Source organism: Streptosporangium sp. NPDC051022, from assembly GCF_040683035.1.
In the GTDB taxonomy this organism is placed as follows: Bacteria; Actinomycetota; Actinomycetes; order Streptosporangiales; family Streptosporangiaceae; genus Streptosporangium.
The window spans coordinates 290,477-305,039 of record NZ_JBFBCF010000006.1; the positions used below are offsets into that span (position 1 = coordinate 290,477).

Annotated in this window: 11 protein-coding genes; 6 read left to right on the forward strand and 5 right to left on the reverse strand. The window is 72.5% G+C overall.

From position 1 onward, the window contains the following. Positions 1–28: 28 nt before the first annotated feature. The 5 genes from AB0N02_RS14185 (at position 29) to AB0N02_RS14205 (ending at position 6,049) form a co-directional block, all read left to right on the forward strand. Positions 29–2,269, forward strand: coding sequence for a protein kinase (locus AB0N02_RS14185; RefSeq protein ID WP_363945808.1), 2,241 nt, complete (start codon positions 29–31; stop codon positions 2,267–2,269). Between the two features lie 146 nt (positions 2,270–2,415). Further along, on the forward strand, positions 2,416–3,300 hold the full coding sequence (locus AB0N02_RS14190) for an AraC family transcriptional regulator (protein ID WP_363945810.1): 885 nt from the start codon (positions 2,416–2,418) through the stop codon (positions 3,298–3,300). A 10-nt stretch (positions 3,301–3,310) separates the two neighbouring features. After that, complete coding sequence (locus tag AB0N02_RS14195; protein WP_363945812.1) at positions 3,311–3,991, forward strand: AzlC family ABC transporter permease; 681 nt, start codon at positions 3,311–3,313, stop codon at positions 3,989–3,991. Then, positions 3,988–4,302: an AzlD domain-containing protein gene (locus AB0N02_RS14200; protein ID WP_363945814.1), complete on the forward strand. Its 315-nt coding sequence runs from the start codon at positions 3,988–3,990 to the stop codon at positions 4,300–4,302. The genes AB0N02_RS14195 and AB0N02_RS14200 overlap by 4 nt, the downstream gene beginning before the upstream one ends. Before the next feature lie 124 nt (positions 4,303–4,426). Further along, positions 4,427–6,049, forward strand: coding sequence for a protein kinase (locus AB0N02_RS14205; RefSeq protein ID WP_363945816.1), 1,623 nt, complete (start codon positions 4,427–4,429; stop codon positions 6,047–6,049). A 237-nt stretch (positions 6,050–6,286) separates the two neighbouring features. Here AB0N02_RS14205 and AB0N02_RS14210 read toward each other — a convergent pair whose 3' ends face one another. The 3 genes from AB0N02_RS14210 to AB0N02_RS14220 are packed head-to-tail and all read right to left on the reverse strand — an operon-like array spanning position 6,287 to position 8,269. Then, complete coding sequence (locus tag AB0N02_RS14210; protein ID WP_363945818.1) at positions 6,287–7,216, reverse strand: RluA family pseudouridine synthase; 930 nt, start codon at positions 7,214–7,216, stop codon at positions 6,287–6,289. Further along, positions 7,209–7,886 carry a signal peptidase II gene (gene lspA / locus AB0N02_RS14215; protein WP_363945820.1) on the reverse strand — a complete coding sequence of 226 codons (678 nt, stop codon included), beginning with the start codon at positions 7,884–7,886 and terminating at the stop codon, positions 7,209–7,211. Before lspA ends, AB0N02_RS14210 begins: the two co-directional genes overlap by 8 nt. Next, entirely contained in the window at positions 7,850–8,269 is a 420-nt protein-coding gene (locus AB0N02_RS14220; RefSeq protein WP_363945822.1) for a TraR/DksA C4-type zinc finger protein, read from the reverse strand. Before AB0N02_RS14220 ends, lspA begins: the two co-directional genes overlap by 37 nt. 484 nt (positions 8,270–8,753) lie before the next feature. On the opposite strand from AB0N02_RS14220, the gene ileS reads away from it, so the two are divergent. Next, the gene (gene ileS, locus AB0N02_RS14225) at positions 8,754–11,918 is read left to right on the forward strand and encodes an isoleucine--tRNA ligase (RefSeq protein WP_363945823.1); all 3,165 of its coding nucleotides are present in this window, start codon (positions 8,754–8,756) and stop codon (positions 11,916–11,918) included. A gap of 165 nt (positions 11,919–12,083) precedes the next feature. Here ileS and AB0N02_RS14230 read toward each other — a convergent pair whose 3' ends face one another. Then, positions 12,084–13,643, reverse strand: coding sequence for a hypothetical protein (locus AB0N02_RS14230; RefSeq protein ID WP_363945824.1), 1,560 nt, complete (start codon positions 13,641–13,643; stop codon positions 12,084–12,086). Positions 13,644–13,684: 41 nt separating this feature from the next. Further along, positions 13,685–14,545 (reverse strand): DivIVA domain-containing protein, encoded by an 861-nt coding sequence (locus AB0N02_RS14235; RefSeq protein WP_363945826.1) that lies wholly within the window; start codon positions 14,543–14,545, stop codon positions 13,685–13,687. Between the last annotated feature and the right edge of the window lie 18 nt (positions 14,546–14,563).

Here is a 14,563-nt window from a genome sequence, read left to right on the forward strand (position 1 = left end):
ATGCGTGGGTTTGGGAGGGGCGAGGAGAATGATCGAACGGAAGGTGGCGGGCCGGTATCGCCTGCTCGAACCCATCGGCGAAGGCGGGATGGGCGTCGTTTGGCGATCCCACGACGAGCTTCTCGACCGGGTCGTGGCGATCAAGGAGGTCCGCTACCGCGGGGTCGACGAGGCCGCGCGGATCGATCTGAACCGGCGAACGATCCGAGAGGCCAAGACCGCCGGGCGGCTCGACCACCCTTCCGTGATCATCGTGCACGACGTGGTCGAGGAGGAGGGGCGGCCCTGGATCGTCATGCAGCTGGTCCGGTCGCGCTCCCTGGGCGAGGTGGTGCGCGGAAGCGGGCCGCTGCCTCCCGAGCGGGTCGCCGCGGTCGGGCTGCACGTGCTGGGCGCGTTGCGGGCGGCGCACGCCGCCGGGGTGCTGCACCGCGACGTCAAGCCGGAGAACGTACTGCTGGCCGACGACGGCCGGGTGGTGCTGACCGACTTCGGCATCGCCTCCATGACCCAGGAGACCGGGATCACCCGGACGGGCGGGATGGTCGGCACCCCGGCCTTCCTTCCCCCTGAGCGGCTCCACGGGCTGCCCGCGACCCCCGAGTCGGACCTGTGGTCCCTGGGGGCGACGCTGTACGCGGCCCTGGAGGGGCACCCGCCGTTCGAGCGGCCCACGGCCGCCGCGACCATGATGGCGGTCCTGAACGGCGAGCCCAGCCCCATGGCGCACGGCGGGCCCCTGGCCTCGGCGATCCTCGGGCTGATGGCCAGGGAGCCCTCCGCCCGGATGAGCGCCGACGAGGCCGAGACCCTGCTCACCCGGGCCGCGGCGGGCCACACCCCCGGCGGGTCCGAAGCGGCGGGACGGTCCCCACGGGCCGGGTCGGCGCCTCAGCCCTCCCGTCCCCAGCAGACGGGCGCCCCGGCGTGGCGGGGCGGGTCACCGCTCGACCCGCCGTCGCCGTACGCCGGGCAGTCACCGCACACCGCGCAGCCGCACACCGCACAGCCGTACAGCGCGCAACCGCACGGCGCGCAACCGCACGCGGCGCAGCCGTACGGCGGGCAGCCCGCCGCGGACCCCCGGTACACCGGGAACACCGGGTACGGCGCGGAACCCGGGTACGGAGAGGGGACGCGGTACCCCACGGACGCGTCGCACGCGGCCGGGGCGGCGGGGACGGCACCCGCCGCGTGGCATCCGCGGCAGGACGGTCCCGCGCAGGCGCTCCCGCCCCAGGATCCGGCGGGCTTCCACCGGGACGCCGGTCCCGTGTACACGGGGCAGCCGTTCCAGCAGAACGGCCCACCGCCCCCCGGGTACCACAACAACCCGGCGCACCACGGCAACCACACGCACCCCGGACAGGCGTCCCACACGAACGATCCGGCGCGTACCCGGTACCGCAACAACCCCGCGCAGACGACCCCCCAGCCCTACCTCGACGACCCGTTCCAGGGCGGCTATCTCAACGACCCGTTCCAGGCCGGTATGGCCGCCTCCGCCCAGACGGGGCAGCCGCACCACGGCGTCGAGCCGTCGTATCCGGGTCCCCGGACCCAGCCGGGCCAGCACGCCGCGGCCGATGAGCCCTCACTCACCGACCGGCGTCCCGCCACGAGACGGATCATCCTCATGGCGGGCATACCGGCGCTCGCCCTGGTGATCGGGGCCGGGGGATGGCTGATGCTCCAGAGCCGGGAGGGTGACCAGCGGCAGACGCCGCCCTCTCCGACGGCCACGGCGGCGGTTCCGGACGCGACGGCCACCACGGGCAAGCCCTCCAAGAGCCCTCGCCCCACCGCCACCGCCACCGGCCGTCCGACGAAGCTCCCCGACGGCTGGCAGACGTACCAGGACCCGCTGGGCTTCAGCGTGGCGCTGCCGCGCGGCTGGATGAGCAAGCGGTTCACCGGCCGTGACCGGGTAGAATTCAGGGCACCGGGGTCGAGCTCCCTGCTGTGGATCGAGTCGACGGAGGATCCCGAGACCGACCCGGTCAAACACTGGGAGAAGGTCGAGAAGGGCGGCCTGGCCAAGAAGATCTGGCCGGGCTACGAGCGGATCGGCATCACCCCGCTGAGATATCGCGGCGTCGCGGCGGCCGACTGGGAGTTCACCTACCTGAAGGACAAGGTCCCGACCCACGTCCTGGACCGGGGTTTCCACACGATCACGGGCCGTCCCTACGCCATTTACTGGGAGAGCCCGGAGGAGGAGTGGGACCGGACGTTCTTCGACAGGTTCGCCGAGACCTTCCGGCCGTGACCGCGCCGGAACCGGGCCGGAAACGGGCCGGAGGCGCGCGAAGGCGGGCGGAGGAGCGGAACCCGGCACCGGGGACGGGGAAGCGCCCGCGGGACCGGACGAGAACGAGGGTAGGAACCTGAGACGGGGCCGGCACGGAGAGCGGAGTGAGAACGGGGACGGGGACAGAGACGGAGACGGGACCGCGGACGGAGTTGGAGGCGGCGCGCTTCTGGCGCACTCCGGCGCTGCCCGGGGTCGACCTGCTCAGGGCCAGATACGTGACCCACAGGTTCACCCGGCACGCGCACGACGCGTACGCCATCGGGGTGATCGTCTCCGGGGTCGAGGAGTTCGACTACCGGGGTGCCCGGCACCGCGCGGGCGCGGGAAGCGTGGTCCTGGTCGACCCGGACCAGGCGCACACCGGCCACGCGGGCGAACCGGGCGGCTGGACCTACCGGATGCTCTACCCGTCGGTCGAGGTCATCGGCGAGATCGCCGCCGAGCTGCTCGCCGGGCGCGGCACGCCGTGCTTCCCCGAGGCCGTCGTGTCCAGCCCGCACAGCGCCGCGCTGCTGGGGGCCGCGCACGACGCCGCCGAGCGCGGTGACAACCTGGCCTCCTCGACGCTGGCCCGCGCGGCCTTCGGCACGCTGCTGCGGCAGCACGCCGCCCGCGTTCCCCCGGAGACGCGGCTTCCCGGCGACCCGAGGGCGGTACGGCTCGCGCGGGAGATCCTGCACGACCGGCTCGTCGATCCGCCCACGCTGGAGGATCTCGCGCTGGCCGTGCGGGCGAAGCCGTTCGCGCTGATCCGGGCCTTCAAGGCGGCCACGGGACTGCCGCCGCACGCCTACCTGAACACCCTGCGGGTCCGGCAGGCCCGGGGACTGCTCGATTCGGGCCTCCCGGCCGCGCAGGTCGCCGCCGATGTGGGATTCACCGACCAGGCTCACCTGACCAGGCATTTCAAGCGGATCGTCGGGGTTCCTCCCGCCGCGTACCAACGTGCAGGAACGTACAAGACCGGGCCGGAAAACCATACATAACCTCTTTCGCATGGAAACATCCACTCGTTCCTCAGCAATCAGGGACGGACTAGGAGTGGGAATCGCGGTAGGGCTGTCCGGGCTCGCGTTCGGAGCCAGCGCGGTCACCGCGGGACTGAGCATCGCGCAGGCGTGCGTGCTGAGCCTGTTCGCCTTCACCGGCGCCTCGCAGTTCGCCCTGGCCGGCGTCGTCGCGGGCGGCGGGAGCCTGGTCGCGGGCACGGCGGGCGCGTTGCTGCTGGGCGGCCGCAACAGCCTGTACGGCCTGCGCATGGCCGACATGCTGGGGGTCAGAGGAGGACGCAGGTTCCTCGTGGCCCACGGCGTGATCGACGAGACGACCGCGGTGGCCATGGCCCAGCCCGGCGAGGAGCAGGCCAGGACGGGGTTCTTCGTCACCTTCGCCACCCTCTACGTGACCTGGAACGTCACCACCCTGCTGGGCGCCGCGGGCACCTCCTGGGTGGCCGACCCGGCCGTGCTGGGCCTGGACGCGGTCGGCCCGGCCACGTTCCTGGCGATCCTGTGGCCCAGGCTCACCGGCGACGGCCCCGAGACCCGCACGCTGCGGCGGCTCGCCGCGGGCGGCGCGGCGATCGCGCTGGCCGCGACCCCGTTCACCCCGCCCGGCGTGCCCGTCCTCATCGCGGCGGTCGCCGTGCTCGCCGTGATCCTCAGGAGGCCCGCATGAGCGGCGTGTGGTGGGCCGTACTGGCCACCTGCGCGGGATGTTACGCGCTGAAGCTGGCCGGGCTGTCCGCGCCGCGCAGGCTGCTCGACCACCCGGGGGTACAGCGTTTCGCCGCGCTGGTGCCGGTGGCGCTGCTGGCCGCGCTGATCGCGGTGCAGACCTTCGCGCACGGGCAGTCGCTGCATCTGGACTGGCCGCGTACCGCGGGCCTGGGGGCGGCCGTCGTCGCGCTGCTGCTGCGCGCGCCCTTCCTGGTGGTGCTCGCCACCGCGGCCGTCGTCACCGCCGTGCTGCGCCTGCTGACGGCCTGACCGGGCCGTCGTGGAGCGGCATCCCGATCCGTTCCATCATGGAAAAGACCACCGTATGCCCGTTGTTCACCGGCCGTTGCGACATGTGCGGATTGTTGCCGGTAATCACGGGTAGGCGGGCCCTATGTCCGATTCTGGAGAGATCATCGGTGCGCGGTACCGGCTGCTCGAACGCATCGGGTGCGGCGGGATGGGCACCGTCTGGCGGGCCCGGGACGAGGTTCTCGGCCGGAACGTCGCGGTCAAGGAGGTCATTCCCTCACCGGACCTGACGGGCGGCGAACGCGAGGTGTTCACCGTGCGGACGCTCCGGGAGGCCCGCGCGGCCGGCAGGATCGGGCATCCGGGGGTCGCGACGGTCTACGACGTGATCGAGGAGAAGGGGCGTCCGTGGATCGTCATGCAGCTGGTGGAGTCGCGGACGCTCGGCGCGGTGGTGCGCGAGGACGGACCGCTGCCGCCCGCGCGGGTGGCGCGGATCGGGCTGGAGGTGCTGGGGGCGCTGGTCGCCGCCCACCACGCCGGGGTACTGCACCGCGACGTGAAACCGGACAACGTGCTGCTCGCCAGGGACGGCAGGGCCGTGCTGACCGACTTCGGCATCGCGGTGCTGGAGGGCGACTCGTCGGTGACCAGGACCGGCGCCCTCATCGGCACCCCGGCGTTCATCGCGCCGGAGCGGGCGAGCGGAGGACCGGCGGAGTTCGCCTCCGACATGTGGTCGCTCGGCGTGACGCTCTACATGGCCGTCGAGGGACGCTCTCCCTTCGAACGCGCCCACCCGCTGGCGACGCTCAGCGCGGTCATGCACGAGGAGCCCGCCCCCCTGAGGTTCGCCGGATCGCTGGGGCCGGTGATCCACGGCCTGCTCCGTAAGGATCCCGCGCACCGCATGTCCGCCCACGACGTGCAGATCCACCTGCGCGCGATCATGAACGGAACCGCCCCGCAGGCCACCATGCCGATCGACCTGCCCGTCCCGGCGCCCGCGGCCGGGCCGGCCGGCATGCCGGCGACCGGGCCGATCGCGGGACAGGCGCCCGCGCCCGCACCCGCGAACGCCACCGTGGCCGGATCCGGCGCGCCACGCGCCGCGCCCGGCCCGCGGCGGCGCCCGGCCGTCCTCGCCATGGTCGCGGCGGTGCTCGCGGTCACCACGACCGCGGGCGGGGCGGCCTGGGTCGCCCTGAGCTCCGGCCCGCCGATCTCCCGGGAGCCGTCCGCCCCGGCGAGCGTCCCCACCGTGGACCGCACGCCCGGGACCGCCACCGAGCAGGCCAGGCTGCCCGCGGACAGGGAGCCCACGCCGAACGGGAGCGGGCGGGACCGGCGGGAGCCCGCCACTCCCCCTGCGCCCCGGGACGAGCCGCGGACCGACGCTCCCTCCCCTTCGGACAGGCCCTCGGCCGACCCCACCGGGAAGGACCCGGAGAAGGACTCCGGGAACGGCTCCGGCAAGAAATCCGGCGATCGTTCGGACAAGGGCGGCGAGGACGGGGACGACAGGGGGGACCCGGGAAAGGGACGCGGCGACGGCCAGGAGGGCGACGACGGTTCGAAGCCGGGCAAGGAGACGGGAAAGGACACGGGAAAGGACACTGGCGCGGATGACGGGGACCGGGACGACGCGGCTCAGGAGGACCCGCCGTCCGACCAGATCGACCTCGGCGACGCGTTGAACGCCCTGGCCGGGGCGTCCTACGGCACGTCACGACACGGCGGAGCCGGGAGGACCCGGGGACGTTAGGCGGAACCCATCCCCTGTCCCACCGCCGAAACCCGCACCGGCACTCCCCGAGGATTCGGAGGACCGGGCCGGGGTGCGGCCCCGGCGCGGGGCGGTCCGCCGTCACCGTCCGCGCCGACGGATCACCCGGCTGCGCCCCGGCGGCCGCCGAGCCCCCGGGTCACGCCCGGCACGGCGGGGACGACGGGCGCGGCGAGGGCGACGGGGATGGCGGGGGTAGCGGGGGCGGCGTCACCGTCAGGACTCGCCGGCGACGACCTTCAGGGCGTGGGCGAGATCGTCCGGGTAGTCGGTGGTGAAGGTGACCCACTCGCCCGTCGTCGGGTGCTCGAAGGCCAGGGAGACCGCGTGCAGCCACTGCCGGCTGACGCCCAGACGCGCGGCCAGCGTGGGGTCGGCGCCGTACAGCATGTCGCCGACGCACGGGTGACGCAGCGCCGACATGTGGACCCGGATCTGGTGGGTCCGGCCGGTCTCCAGCTTGATGTCCAGCAGCGACGCGGCGCGGAAGGCCTCGATCGTGTCGTAGTGGGTGACCGACTCCTTGCCTCCGGCCACGACGGCGAAGCGGCCGTCCCCGACGGGGTGACGGTCGATCGGCGCGTCGACCGTGCCGCGCAGCGGATCCGGGTGGCCCTGGACCAGCGCGTGGTAGCGCTTGTCGACCGTACGCTCCTTGAAGGCCCGCTTCAGCCACGAGTAGGCGTGCTCGCTCTTGGCCACGACCATGGCGCCGGTGGTGTTGGCGTCCAGGCGGTGCACGATGCCCTGCCGCTCGGCGGCGCCGCTGGTCGCCACCCGGTGCCCGGTGCCGAGCAGGCCGCCGATCACGGTCGGCCCGGTCCACCCGGTGGTCGGATGGGCCGCCACGCCGACGGGCTTGTTGATGACGACGATGTCGTCATCCTCGTAGACGATCGTCATGCCCGGGACCGGCTCGGCGACCGGCATCGGCGTGGTCGGCGGGGGCGGCAGGACGACGTCCAGCCACGCGCCCGCGTGGACCCGGTCGGACTTGGCGGCGGGCGAGCCGTCGACCAGCACGTCACCGTCGGCGATCAACTCCGCCGCACGGGTCCGCGACAGGCCGAACAGCCGCGACAGGGCCGCGTCGAGACGCTCGCCCTCCAGCCCGTCGGGAACCGGGAGACTCCGTCGCTCAGCCATTGTTCCCGCTCCCCGCCTCGTCGCCCGTCTCGTTACCGGTCTTGTTGTCCGCCCCCTCGCGCGTGCCGTCGATCTGGTAGCCCCGCCAGGCGAGGAAGACCGCCAGGATCCCGCCGCAGACGATCGCCGAGTCGGCGACGTTGAAGACCGGGAAGTGGCCGGGGAAGGTCTCGATGAAGTCGACGACGTGCCCCTGGAGCCCGCCGGGGGCGCGGAAGAGCCGGTCGGTCAGGTTGCCCGTCGCCCCGCCGAGCATCAGGCCGAGCGTGATGGCCCACGGCAGGCTGCGCAGGTTGCGCGCGGTCCGCAGGATGGCGATCACGACGGCGGTCGCGATGATCGTGAAGACGATGGTCATGCCGGTGCCGAGACTGAAGGCCGCGCCCGCGTTGAAGATCACCCGGAACTGCAGGAGGTCCGGGATCAGCACGAACGGCTCCCTGCCCTCCAGGGTCCTCAGCACGATGGTCTTCGTCAGCAGGTCGAGACCGTAGACGACCACCGCGAGGACCCCCAGCACGGCCAGCCGCCGCGCTCTGCGCGGAGGGGCCGCCGAAACCTCGCCGGCGGCGCCACCGGTGATCCCGTTCGTGACCCCGTCGGCCCCGCCGGCCTCACCGGCCCCGCCGCCGTTCAGCGGCGCTCCTCCCGCTGCTTGCAGGCCACGCACAGCGTCGCCCTCGGGAACGCCTGCAGGCGCTCCTTGCCGATCGGCTTGTGGCACGATTCGCACACTCCGTAAGTCCCCGCGTCGATCCGGGCGATCGCTCGCTCGTTCTGCGCGACCAGGTCGCGCGAATTCAGGGTAAGGGCGATCTCGCGTTCCCGTTCATATGTCCGGGCGCCGGCGTCGGCCTGATCGTCCCCCGCACCGTCGGTGACGTCACTCGACGCGATCTCGGTCTCGGCCTTGGCGATCTCCCTGTTCAGCTCGTCGATCTCCACGGCCAGACGCCCGCGAACCTCCGCGAGCTCCTGGGCCGACCAGGTGACGGCGGTACCGTTCTCCGACGGTGCTACCGCGCTCTCGTCCGCGCGTACAGTCGCGGCCATGGCGGCCTCCTTGCTCGATCGGACCGTATCCAATGTGGTAAACGGTGCGGGCAGCTTAGGTCTCCCATAACAGAACGGCAAACGACCCGCCGTGATGTTTACCACTCCCGTAACATCCGGCCCCCTCCCCCGGATTCCATCCCCAGCCTTGACATCGGGGAGATATTCGGGAAGTTTCCCGTGGGCCGGTGCGTTATGGTGTGAGCCTGCAAGGCGTTGATGGGGACAACTACCTCCGAGCCCCTCGCGTGAGCGACCCGGGGACGGTGCGAGCCCGGGGCGATGCCCGGAGGGAAAATCACCCCTGAGCCGCCGGAAGAACGGCCGCCGAGATTCACGCAGAACCGGCCGGCCCAGTAGAACCGGCAGCAGAGCCCAAAGAAGAGGGCCTTCTTCCCGAAGGTCAAGGAGGGTGGTACCGCGGGGCCGCAGGGTCTCGTCCCTCCACGCCACTGCCAGCACCAGCGTGGAGGTCCCGTCCGTCATGTCCGCCTATTTCCGTCCTCTTCCCGCGCAGGTCGACCTGCCCGCGCTCGAACACGAGGTGCTCGAACGCTGGCGTGACGGCAAGGTCTTCGAGCGTTCGGTCGAGCAGAACGCCGGCGGCCCCAACTGGGTCTTCTACGAGGGTCCTCCCACCGCGAACGGCATGCCCGGCGTGCACCACGTCGAGGCCCGCGTGTTCAAGGACCTCTTCCCCCGCTACCGGTCCATGCGCGGCTACAACGTGCCCCGCAAGGCGGGCTGGGACTGTCACGGCCTGCCGGTCGAGGTCAGCGTCGAGAAGGAGCTCGGCCTGTCGGGCAAGAAGGACATCGAGGCGTACGGCATCGCCGAGTTCAACGCCCGGTGCCGCGAGTCGGTGCTGCGGCACGTGGACGCCTTCGAAGAGATGACCGAGCGGATGGGCTACTGGATCGACCTGTCCCAGGCCTACCGCACGATGGACGCCTCCTATGTGGAGTCCGTCTGGTGGTCGCTCAAGGTCATCTTCGACAAGGGCCTCCTCAGCCGCGACTTCCGGATCACGCCCTACTGCCCCCGCTGCGGCACCGGCCTGTCCGACCACGAGCTGGGCCAGCCCGGCGGCTACGAGACCGTGAGCAGCCCGTCGGTCTACGTCCGCATGCCCGTGACCTCCGGGCCGCTGGCCGACCTCGGCGCCTCGCTGCTGATCTGGACCACCACGCCGTGGACGCTGGTCTCCAACACGGCGGTCGCCGTGCACCCCGACGTGACCTACGTCGCGGCGCGCCCCGCCGGGTCGGACGAGGTCCTGGTGGTGGCCGAGCCGCTGCTGGCCTCCGCCCTGGGCGAGGGCGCCGAGGTGCTGGCCACCTTCCGGGGCACCGACCTGGAGCGCACCCCCTACTCCCGTCCCTTCGAGCTGGTCGACATCCCCGGCGCGCACTACGTGGTGCTCGGCACCTACGTCACCACCGAGGACGGCACCGGCCTGGTGCACCAGGCGCCCGCCTTCGGCGCCGACGACATGACGACCTGCAAGCTGTACGGCCTGCCCGTGGTCAACCCGATCGGTCCCGACGGGCGCTTCCTCGACAGCGTCCCCCAGGTCGGCGGCCAGTTCTTCAAGGACGCCGACGAGGGCCTGACCGCCGACCTGCGGGAGCGCGGCCTGCTGTACCGGGGCGGCCACTTCGAGCACAGCTACCCGCACTGCTGGCGCTGCCACACCGCGCTGCTCTACTACGCGCTGCCCGCGTGGTACATCCGCACCACCGAGATCAAGGACCGGCTCCTCGCCGAGAACGAGAAGACCACCTGGTACCCCGAGACGATCAAGTGGGGCCGTTTCGGCGAGTGGCTGCGCAACAACGTCGACTGGTCGCTGTCGCGGTCGCGTTACTGGGGCACGCCGCTGCCGCTGTGGGTCTGCTCCGCCGACGAGTCGCACATCACCTGCGTCGGCTCGCTGGAGGAGCTCGGCGACCTGTCCGGCCAGAACGTCTCCGCCCTCGACCCGCACCGCCCCTACGTGGACGACGTCACGCTGCCCTGCCCCTCCTGTGGCGCCGAGGCGCACCGGGTGCCGGACGTGATCGACGCCTGGTACGACTCGGGGTCGATGCCCTTCGCCCAGTGGGGCGCGCCGTACCGGAACGCGGAGATGCTCGAGAAGGCCTACCCCGCGCAGTTCATCTGCGAGGCCACCGACCAGACCCGCGGCTGGTTCTACTCGCTGATGGCGGTCGGCACGCTGGTCTTCGACAGGTCCTCCTACGAGAACGTGCTCTGTCTCGGGCTGATCCTCGCCGAGGACGGCCGCAAGATGAGCAAGCACCTGGGCAACGTGCTGCAGCCGATCCCGCTGATGGACCAGCACGGCGCCGACGCGCTGCGCTGGTACATGGCCTGCTCGGGCTCGCCGTGGGCGGCCCGCCGGGTCGGGCACTCCGCGCTGGAGGAGATCGTCCGCAAGGTCCTGCTGACCTACTGGAACACCGCGTCGTTCTTCACCCTCTACGCCAACGCCGAGTCGTGGTCGCCGTCCCGGCTCTCCGAGGCCCCCGCCCACGGCGAGCGCCCGCTGATCGACCGCTGGGCGCTGGCCGAGCTGCACCGCACGGTCGCCGAGGTCACGGCGTCGATGGAGGAGTTCGACACCGCCAGGGTCGGGCGGCGCCTGGCCGACTTCCTCGACGACCTGTCCAACTGGTACGTGCGCCGCTCGCGCCGCCGGTTCTGGTCCGGTGACGTCTCGGCATTCGCCACGCTGTACGAGTGCCTGGAGACGGTGAGCCGCCTGATGGCGCCGGTGACGCCGTTCGTCACCGACTACGTCTGGGACGTGCTCCGCGACGCGGACGCCCCCTCCTCCGTCCACCTGGCGAGCTGGCCCGTGGTCGACGAGGAGGTGCTGGACGAGCCGCTGTCCGAGCAGATGGCGCTGGTCCGCCGCCTGGTCGAGCTGGGCCGCTCGGCCCGCGCCTCCAGCGGCGTGAAGACCCGCCAGCCGCTCGGCCGCGCCCTGGTCGGCGCCCGGGGCTGGGCCGCGCTCTCCCAGGAGCTGCGCGACCTGATCGCCGACGAGCTGAACGTGCAGGGCCTGGAGGACCTCGGCGGCATCGAGGCCGACCTGGTCTCCTTCACGGTCAAGCCCAACTTCCGCGCCCTGGGCAAGAGGTTCGGCTCGCAGACCAAGCTGGTCGCCGCCGCCGTCACCTCGGCCGACGCCGCCGAGCTCGCCCGCGTGCTCCGGTCGGGGGCGGCGGTGCCGGTGGAGGCCGGTGAGCTGGGAACGGTCGAGCTGACGGCCGAGGAGGTGATCGTCACCGAGCAGCCGAAGTCCGGCTGGGCCGTGGAGACCGGAGCCGTGGACACCGGGACCGGAGAGACGGTCGCCCTCGACCTGACCATCACCGACGAGCTGCGCCGCTCCGGCCTGATCCGCGACGTCGTCCGACTGCTCCAGGACGCCCGCAAGTCCACCGGGCTGTCCATCTCCGACCGGATCGACGTGTGGTGGTCGACCACCGACGCCGACCTGGCCGAGGCCCTGCGCACCCAGGGCGGCACGGTGGCCGACGAGGTGCTGGCCGTCTCCCTCAGCGAGGGCGGAACCGACGGCCTGCCCGTCCACCGGGACGCCGACCTCGGCCTGAGCTTCCAGCTGCGCCGTACCGTCTGACCCGCCCGGGGGGCGGCCCTCCGGAACACCTGGAAAACACCAAGGAACACCGAGAAACACCGAGAAACACGGAGAAAGGGTCCGGGGATCGTCCCCGGACCCTTTCTCCGTTCTCTCCGTTCGCGGATGCGAGGGCGTCGGCCCCGCGGCCCTGTCCGGGCGGCCCTATCTGGCCGCCCGCCGGTAGTCCCTCAGGCAGACCGAGCAGCTGACCATGTCCGCCGCCTCGGCGTCGGCCAGGGGGAGGGTGTCCACTCCGCCGCCGTGCACGCCCTTGACAAGGGGACAGTCGAGGCTGTGGAAGCGGCGGGTGCCGACGATGACCTTGACCATCTCGGGGACCATCTCGGGCCCCGCGGCCGCCTGCTCCCGGACGGCCGGAATGCCACGCGGGTTGGTACCGGCGGCCTCCTCGTCGTCCTCGCCGGTCGTGGCGGCGGATCCCCGGGGGCTCTTGGGCTCCGCCGAGGTGGAGCCGACCGGCACCGGTCGCCCGGCGCGCCCGGGTCCGGTCTCGGCCGGCTCCACCGGCTCGGCGGTCTTCGCGGGGGCGGTGGTCTTCTTGGGTTCCGGCGCCTGCCCGGCGGACTCCTCCCGTTTCCCCGTGGAGGGGGCGGGACCGCGGGAGGCGGGGGTGGAACCCGGCGCGGGCTTACCGGAAACGGCGCTCTTGTCGGGCCCGGCGCCACCGTTCCCACGCTCGGCCGGGTCGCCGGCTCCGGCGGGAGAGGCCGCCTTGGCGCCTTCGCCCGCGCCGCCGCCGGCCTTGGCGGGCTCGGCCGTGGCCGCCTCCCGGTTGAACCAGCTGGTGGCGTTGGGGTCGCCGGGCTCCTCCGAGATGGGGGCCGGGAACCGGACCGGGAAGGAGGCGGCGGGATCCGCGGCGCGAAGGGGCGGAGCGGCCGGCTGCCCGGGGCTCCCGGGCCGCGTCTGCTCGCCGGGAGCGGAGGGGCCCTGCACGTAGGGGCGGGTCACCGGCGTGTCCGAGGTGACGGGCCCGTAGGGAGGGATGAACCGGGCGGTCTGTTCGTGAAGGGCGCTCTCACCGGAACGTGAGGCGCCGGACTCCTGGGAGGGGCGGGACGGGCCGGACCCCTGGGACCCGGGCGTGCCGGGCTCCGCAGAGCCCCGGGAGCCGCCCTCCGGGAAGGAGGAGGGAGCCGCGGACTCCTGGGCGTCCAGCGGCTGAAGCCCCGCGGTGAACTCGGGCAGGCACGTGCTGCAGGGGGTGAAGCCCTCCTCCCGTGCCTCCTCGTGAGTGAGCTCCTCATGATCCTTGCCGGCCAGCTGACGGCACCCGGCGACGTGGTAGCGCTTACGGCCGGGGATCACCAGGACGATCGCCTCGTCGTCCAGGTGGCCCTGCCGCGAGGCGGGGACCGGCCCGGCCGCCGGACGGCCCAGCGTGGGCTGGGACGTGACGGTGGCCGTCTGCCGCACGTCGTGCGGTACCGCCGTGTGCGGTACCTGCGAGAGGGGCTGGCTCGGCATCATGGGCTGCCCCGGCGGAACCGGCCCCGTGGGCGGGAGCGGCGGAACCGTCGCGGCGCGTCCGCCACGCGGGAACAACTCGTGGCGGCGCAGCAACGCACCGATCACCAGGAAGACCGCGGACAGCACACTGACCGCGATCGACCACATGACCAGAAACGGTTTGGCCAGCACGAATCCCGCGATGAGCAGGACGATGGCCGTGAGCACCAAACCGGCGCTGATAAGGATCACAGAGGAACTCCCGGAGGCGGGTCAGAGGGATGACCCGACGCCTAGCGGCGGTCGTTGTGCGGACCGTCGACACCCTGGAAGGCGCCCGGGTGCTGGGTGGGCTCGCCGCCGAACGGATTGACCGGGCCCTGAATGGACGGCTGCCCGCCCGGGGCCACGGCGTGGGACATGGCAGGGGGGCCGCCGACGATCGGGAACCCGCCGCTGCCCTCGGCGGCGACGGTCAGCTCGGCCAGCTGGTTCTCGAGGTACAGCTTCAGCCTGCTGCGGTACTCCCTCTCGAAGCTGCGCAGCTCCTCGACCTTGCGCTCAAGCTCGTCACGGGTCTGCACCAGCGAGCCCATGGCCTGCCTGTGGCGCTCCTGCGCGTCACGCTCAAGCGTCTCGGCGCGGGCACGGGCGTCGCCGATGACCTGCTCGGCCTGGCGGCGGGCCTTGCCGAGGATGTCGTCGGCCTCGCGACGGGCCCGGGTCACCGTCTCGTCCGCCTCCCGGCGGGCGTCGGCGATCGCCTGGTCCGCCGTCTGCTGGGCGAGGGCGAGCACGCGGGCGGCGGTGTCCATGTTGTCCTCGGCCGGGGGCATCCCCATCCCGACGGGCACCGGCTGCTGGTGCTGCACCGGCTCGGGGGCCCGCATCGGCTCCGGCTGCTGCTGCATCATCATCTCGGGCTTGGGCTCGGCGACGGGGGCGGGCGCCATGGCCATGCCCATCCCGCCGGGCACCTTGCCCCTGAGGCACTCGGCCAGCTTGGCGCGAAGCTCCTCGTTCTCCTGGATGAGGCGGTCCAGCTCGGACTCCACCTCATCGAGGAAGGCGTCTACTTCTTCCTCGTCGTAGCCCGGCCTCAGCCGGGTCGTACTGAATTGCTTGTTCCGCACATCAGCGGGCGTCAGCGGCATTTCGGTCTCCTTGGCGCG

Coding starts and splice junctions, on each gene's coding strand:
- AB0N02_RS14185 (WP_363945808.1), top strand. CDS start 29: ATGATCGAACGGAAGGTGGCGGGCCGGTATCGCCTGCTCGAACCCATC.
- AB0N02_RS14195 (WP_363945812.1), top strand. CDS start 3,311: ATGGAAACATCCACTCGTTCCTCAGCAATCAGGGACGGACTAGGAGTG.
- AB0N02_RS14200 (WP_363945814.1), top strand. CDS start 3,988: ATGAGCGGCGTGTGGTGGGCCGTACTGGCCACCTGCGCGGGATGTTAC.
- AB0N02_RS14205 (WP_363945816.1), top strand. CDS start 4,427: ATGTCCGATTCTGGAGAGATCATCGGTGCGCGGTACCGGCTGCTCGAA.
- AB0N02_RS14210 (WP_363945818.1), bottom strand. CDS start 7,216: ATGGCTGAGCGACGGAGTCTCCCGGTTCCCGACGGGCTGGAGGGCGAG.
- AB0N02_RS14220 (WP_363945822.1), bottom strand. CDS start 8,269: ATGGCCGCGACTGTACGCGCGGACGAGAGCGCGGTAGCACCGTCGGAG.
- ileS (WP_363945823.1), top strand. CDS start 8,754: ATGTCCGCCTATTTCCGTCCTCTTCCCGCGCAGGTCGACCTGCCCGCG.
- AB0N02_RS14235 (WP_363945826.1), bottom strand. CDS start 14,545: ATGCCGCTGACGCCCGCTGATGTGCGGAACAAGCAATTCAGTACGACC.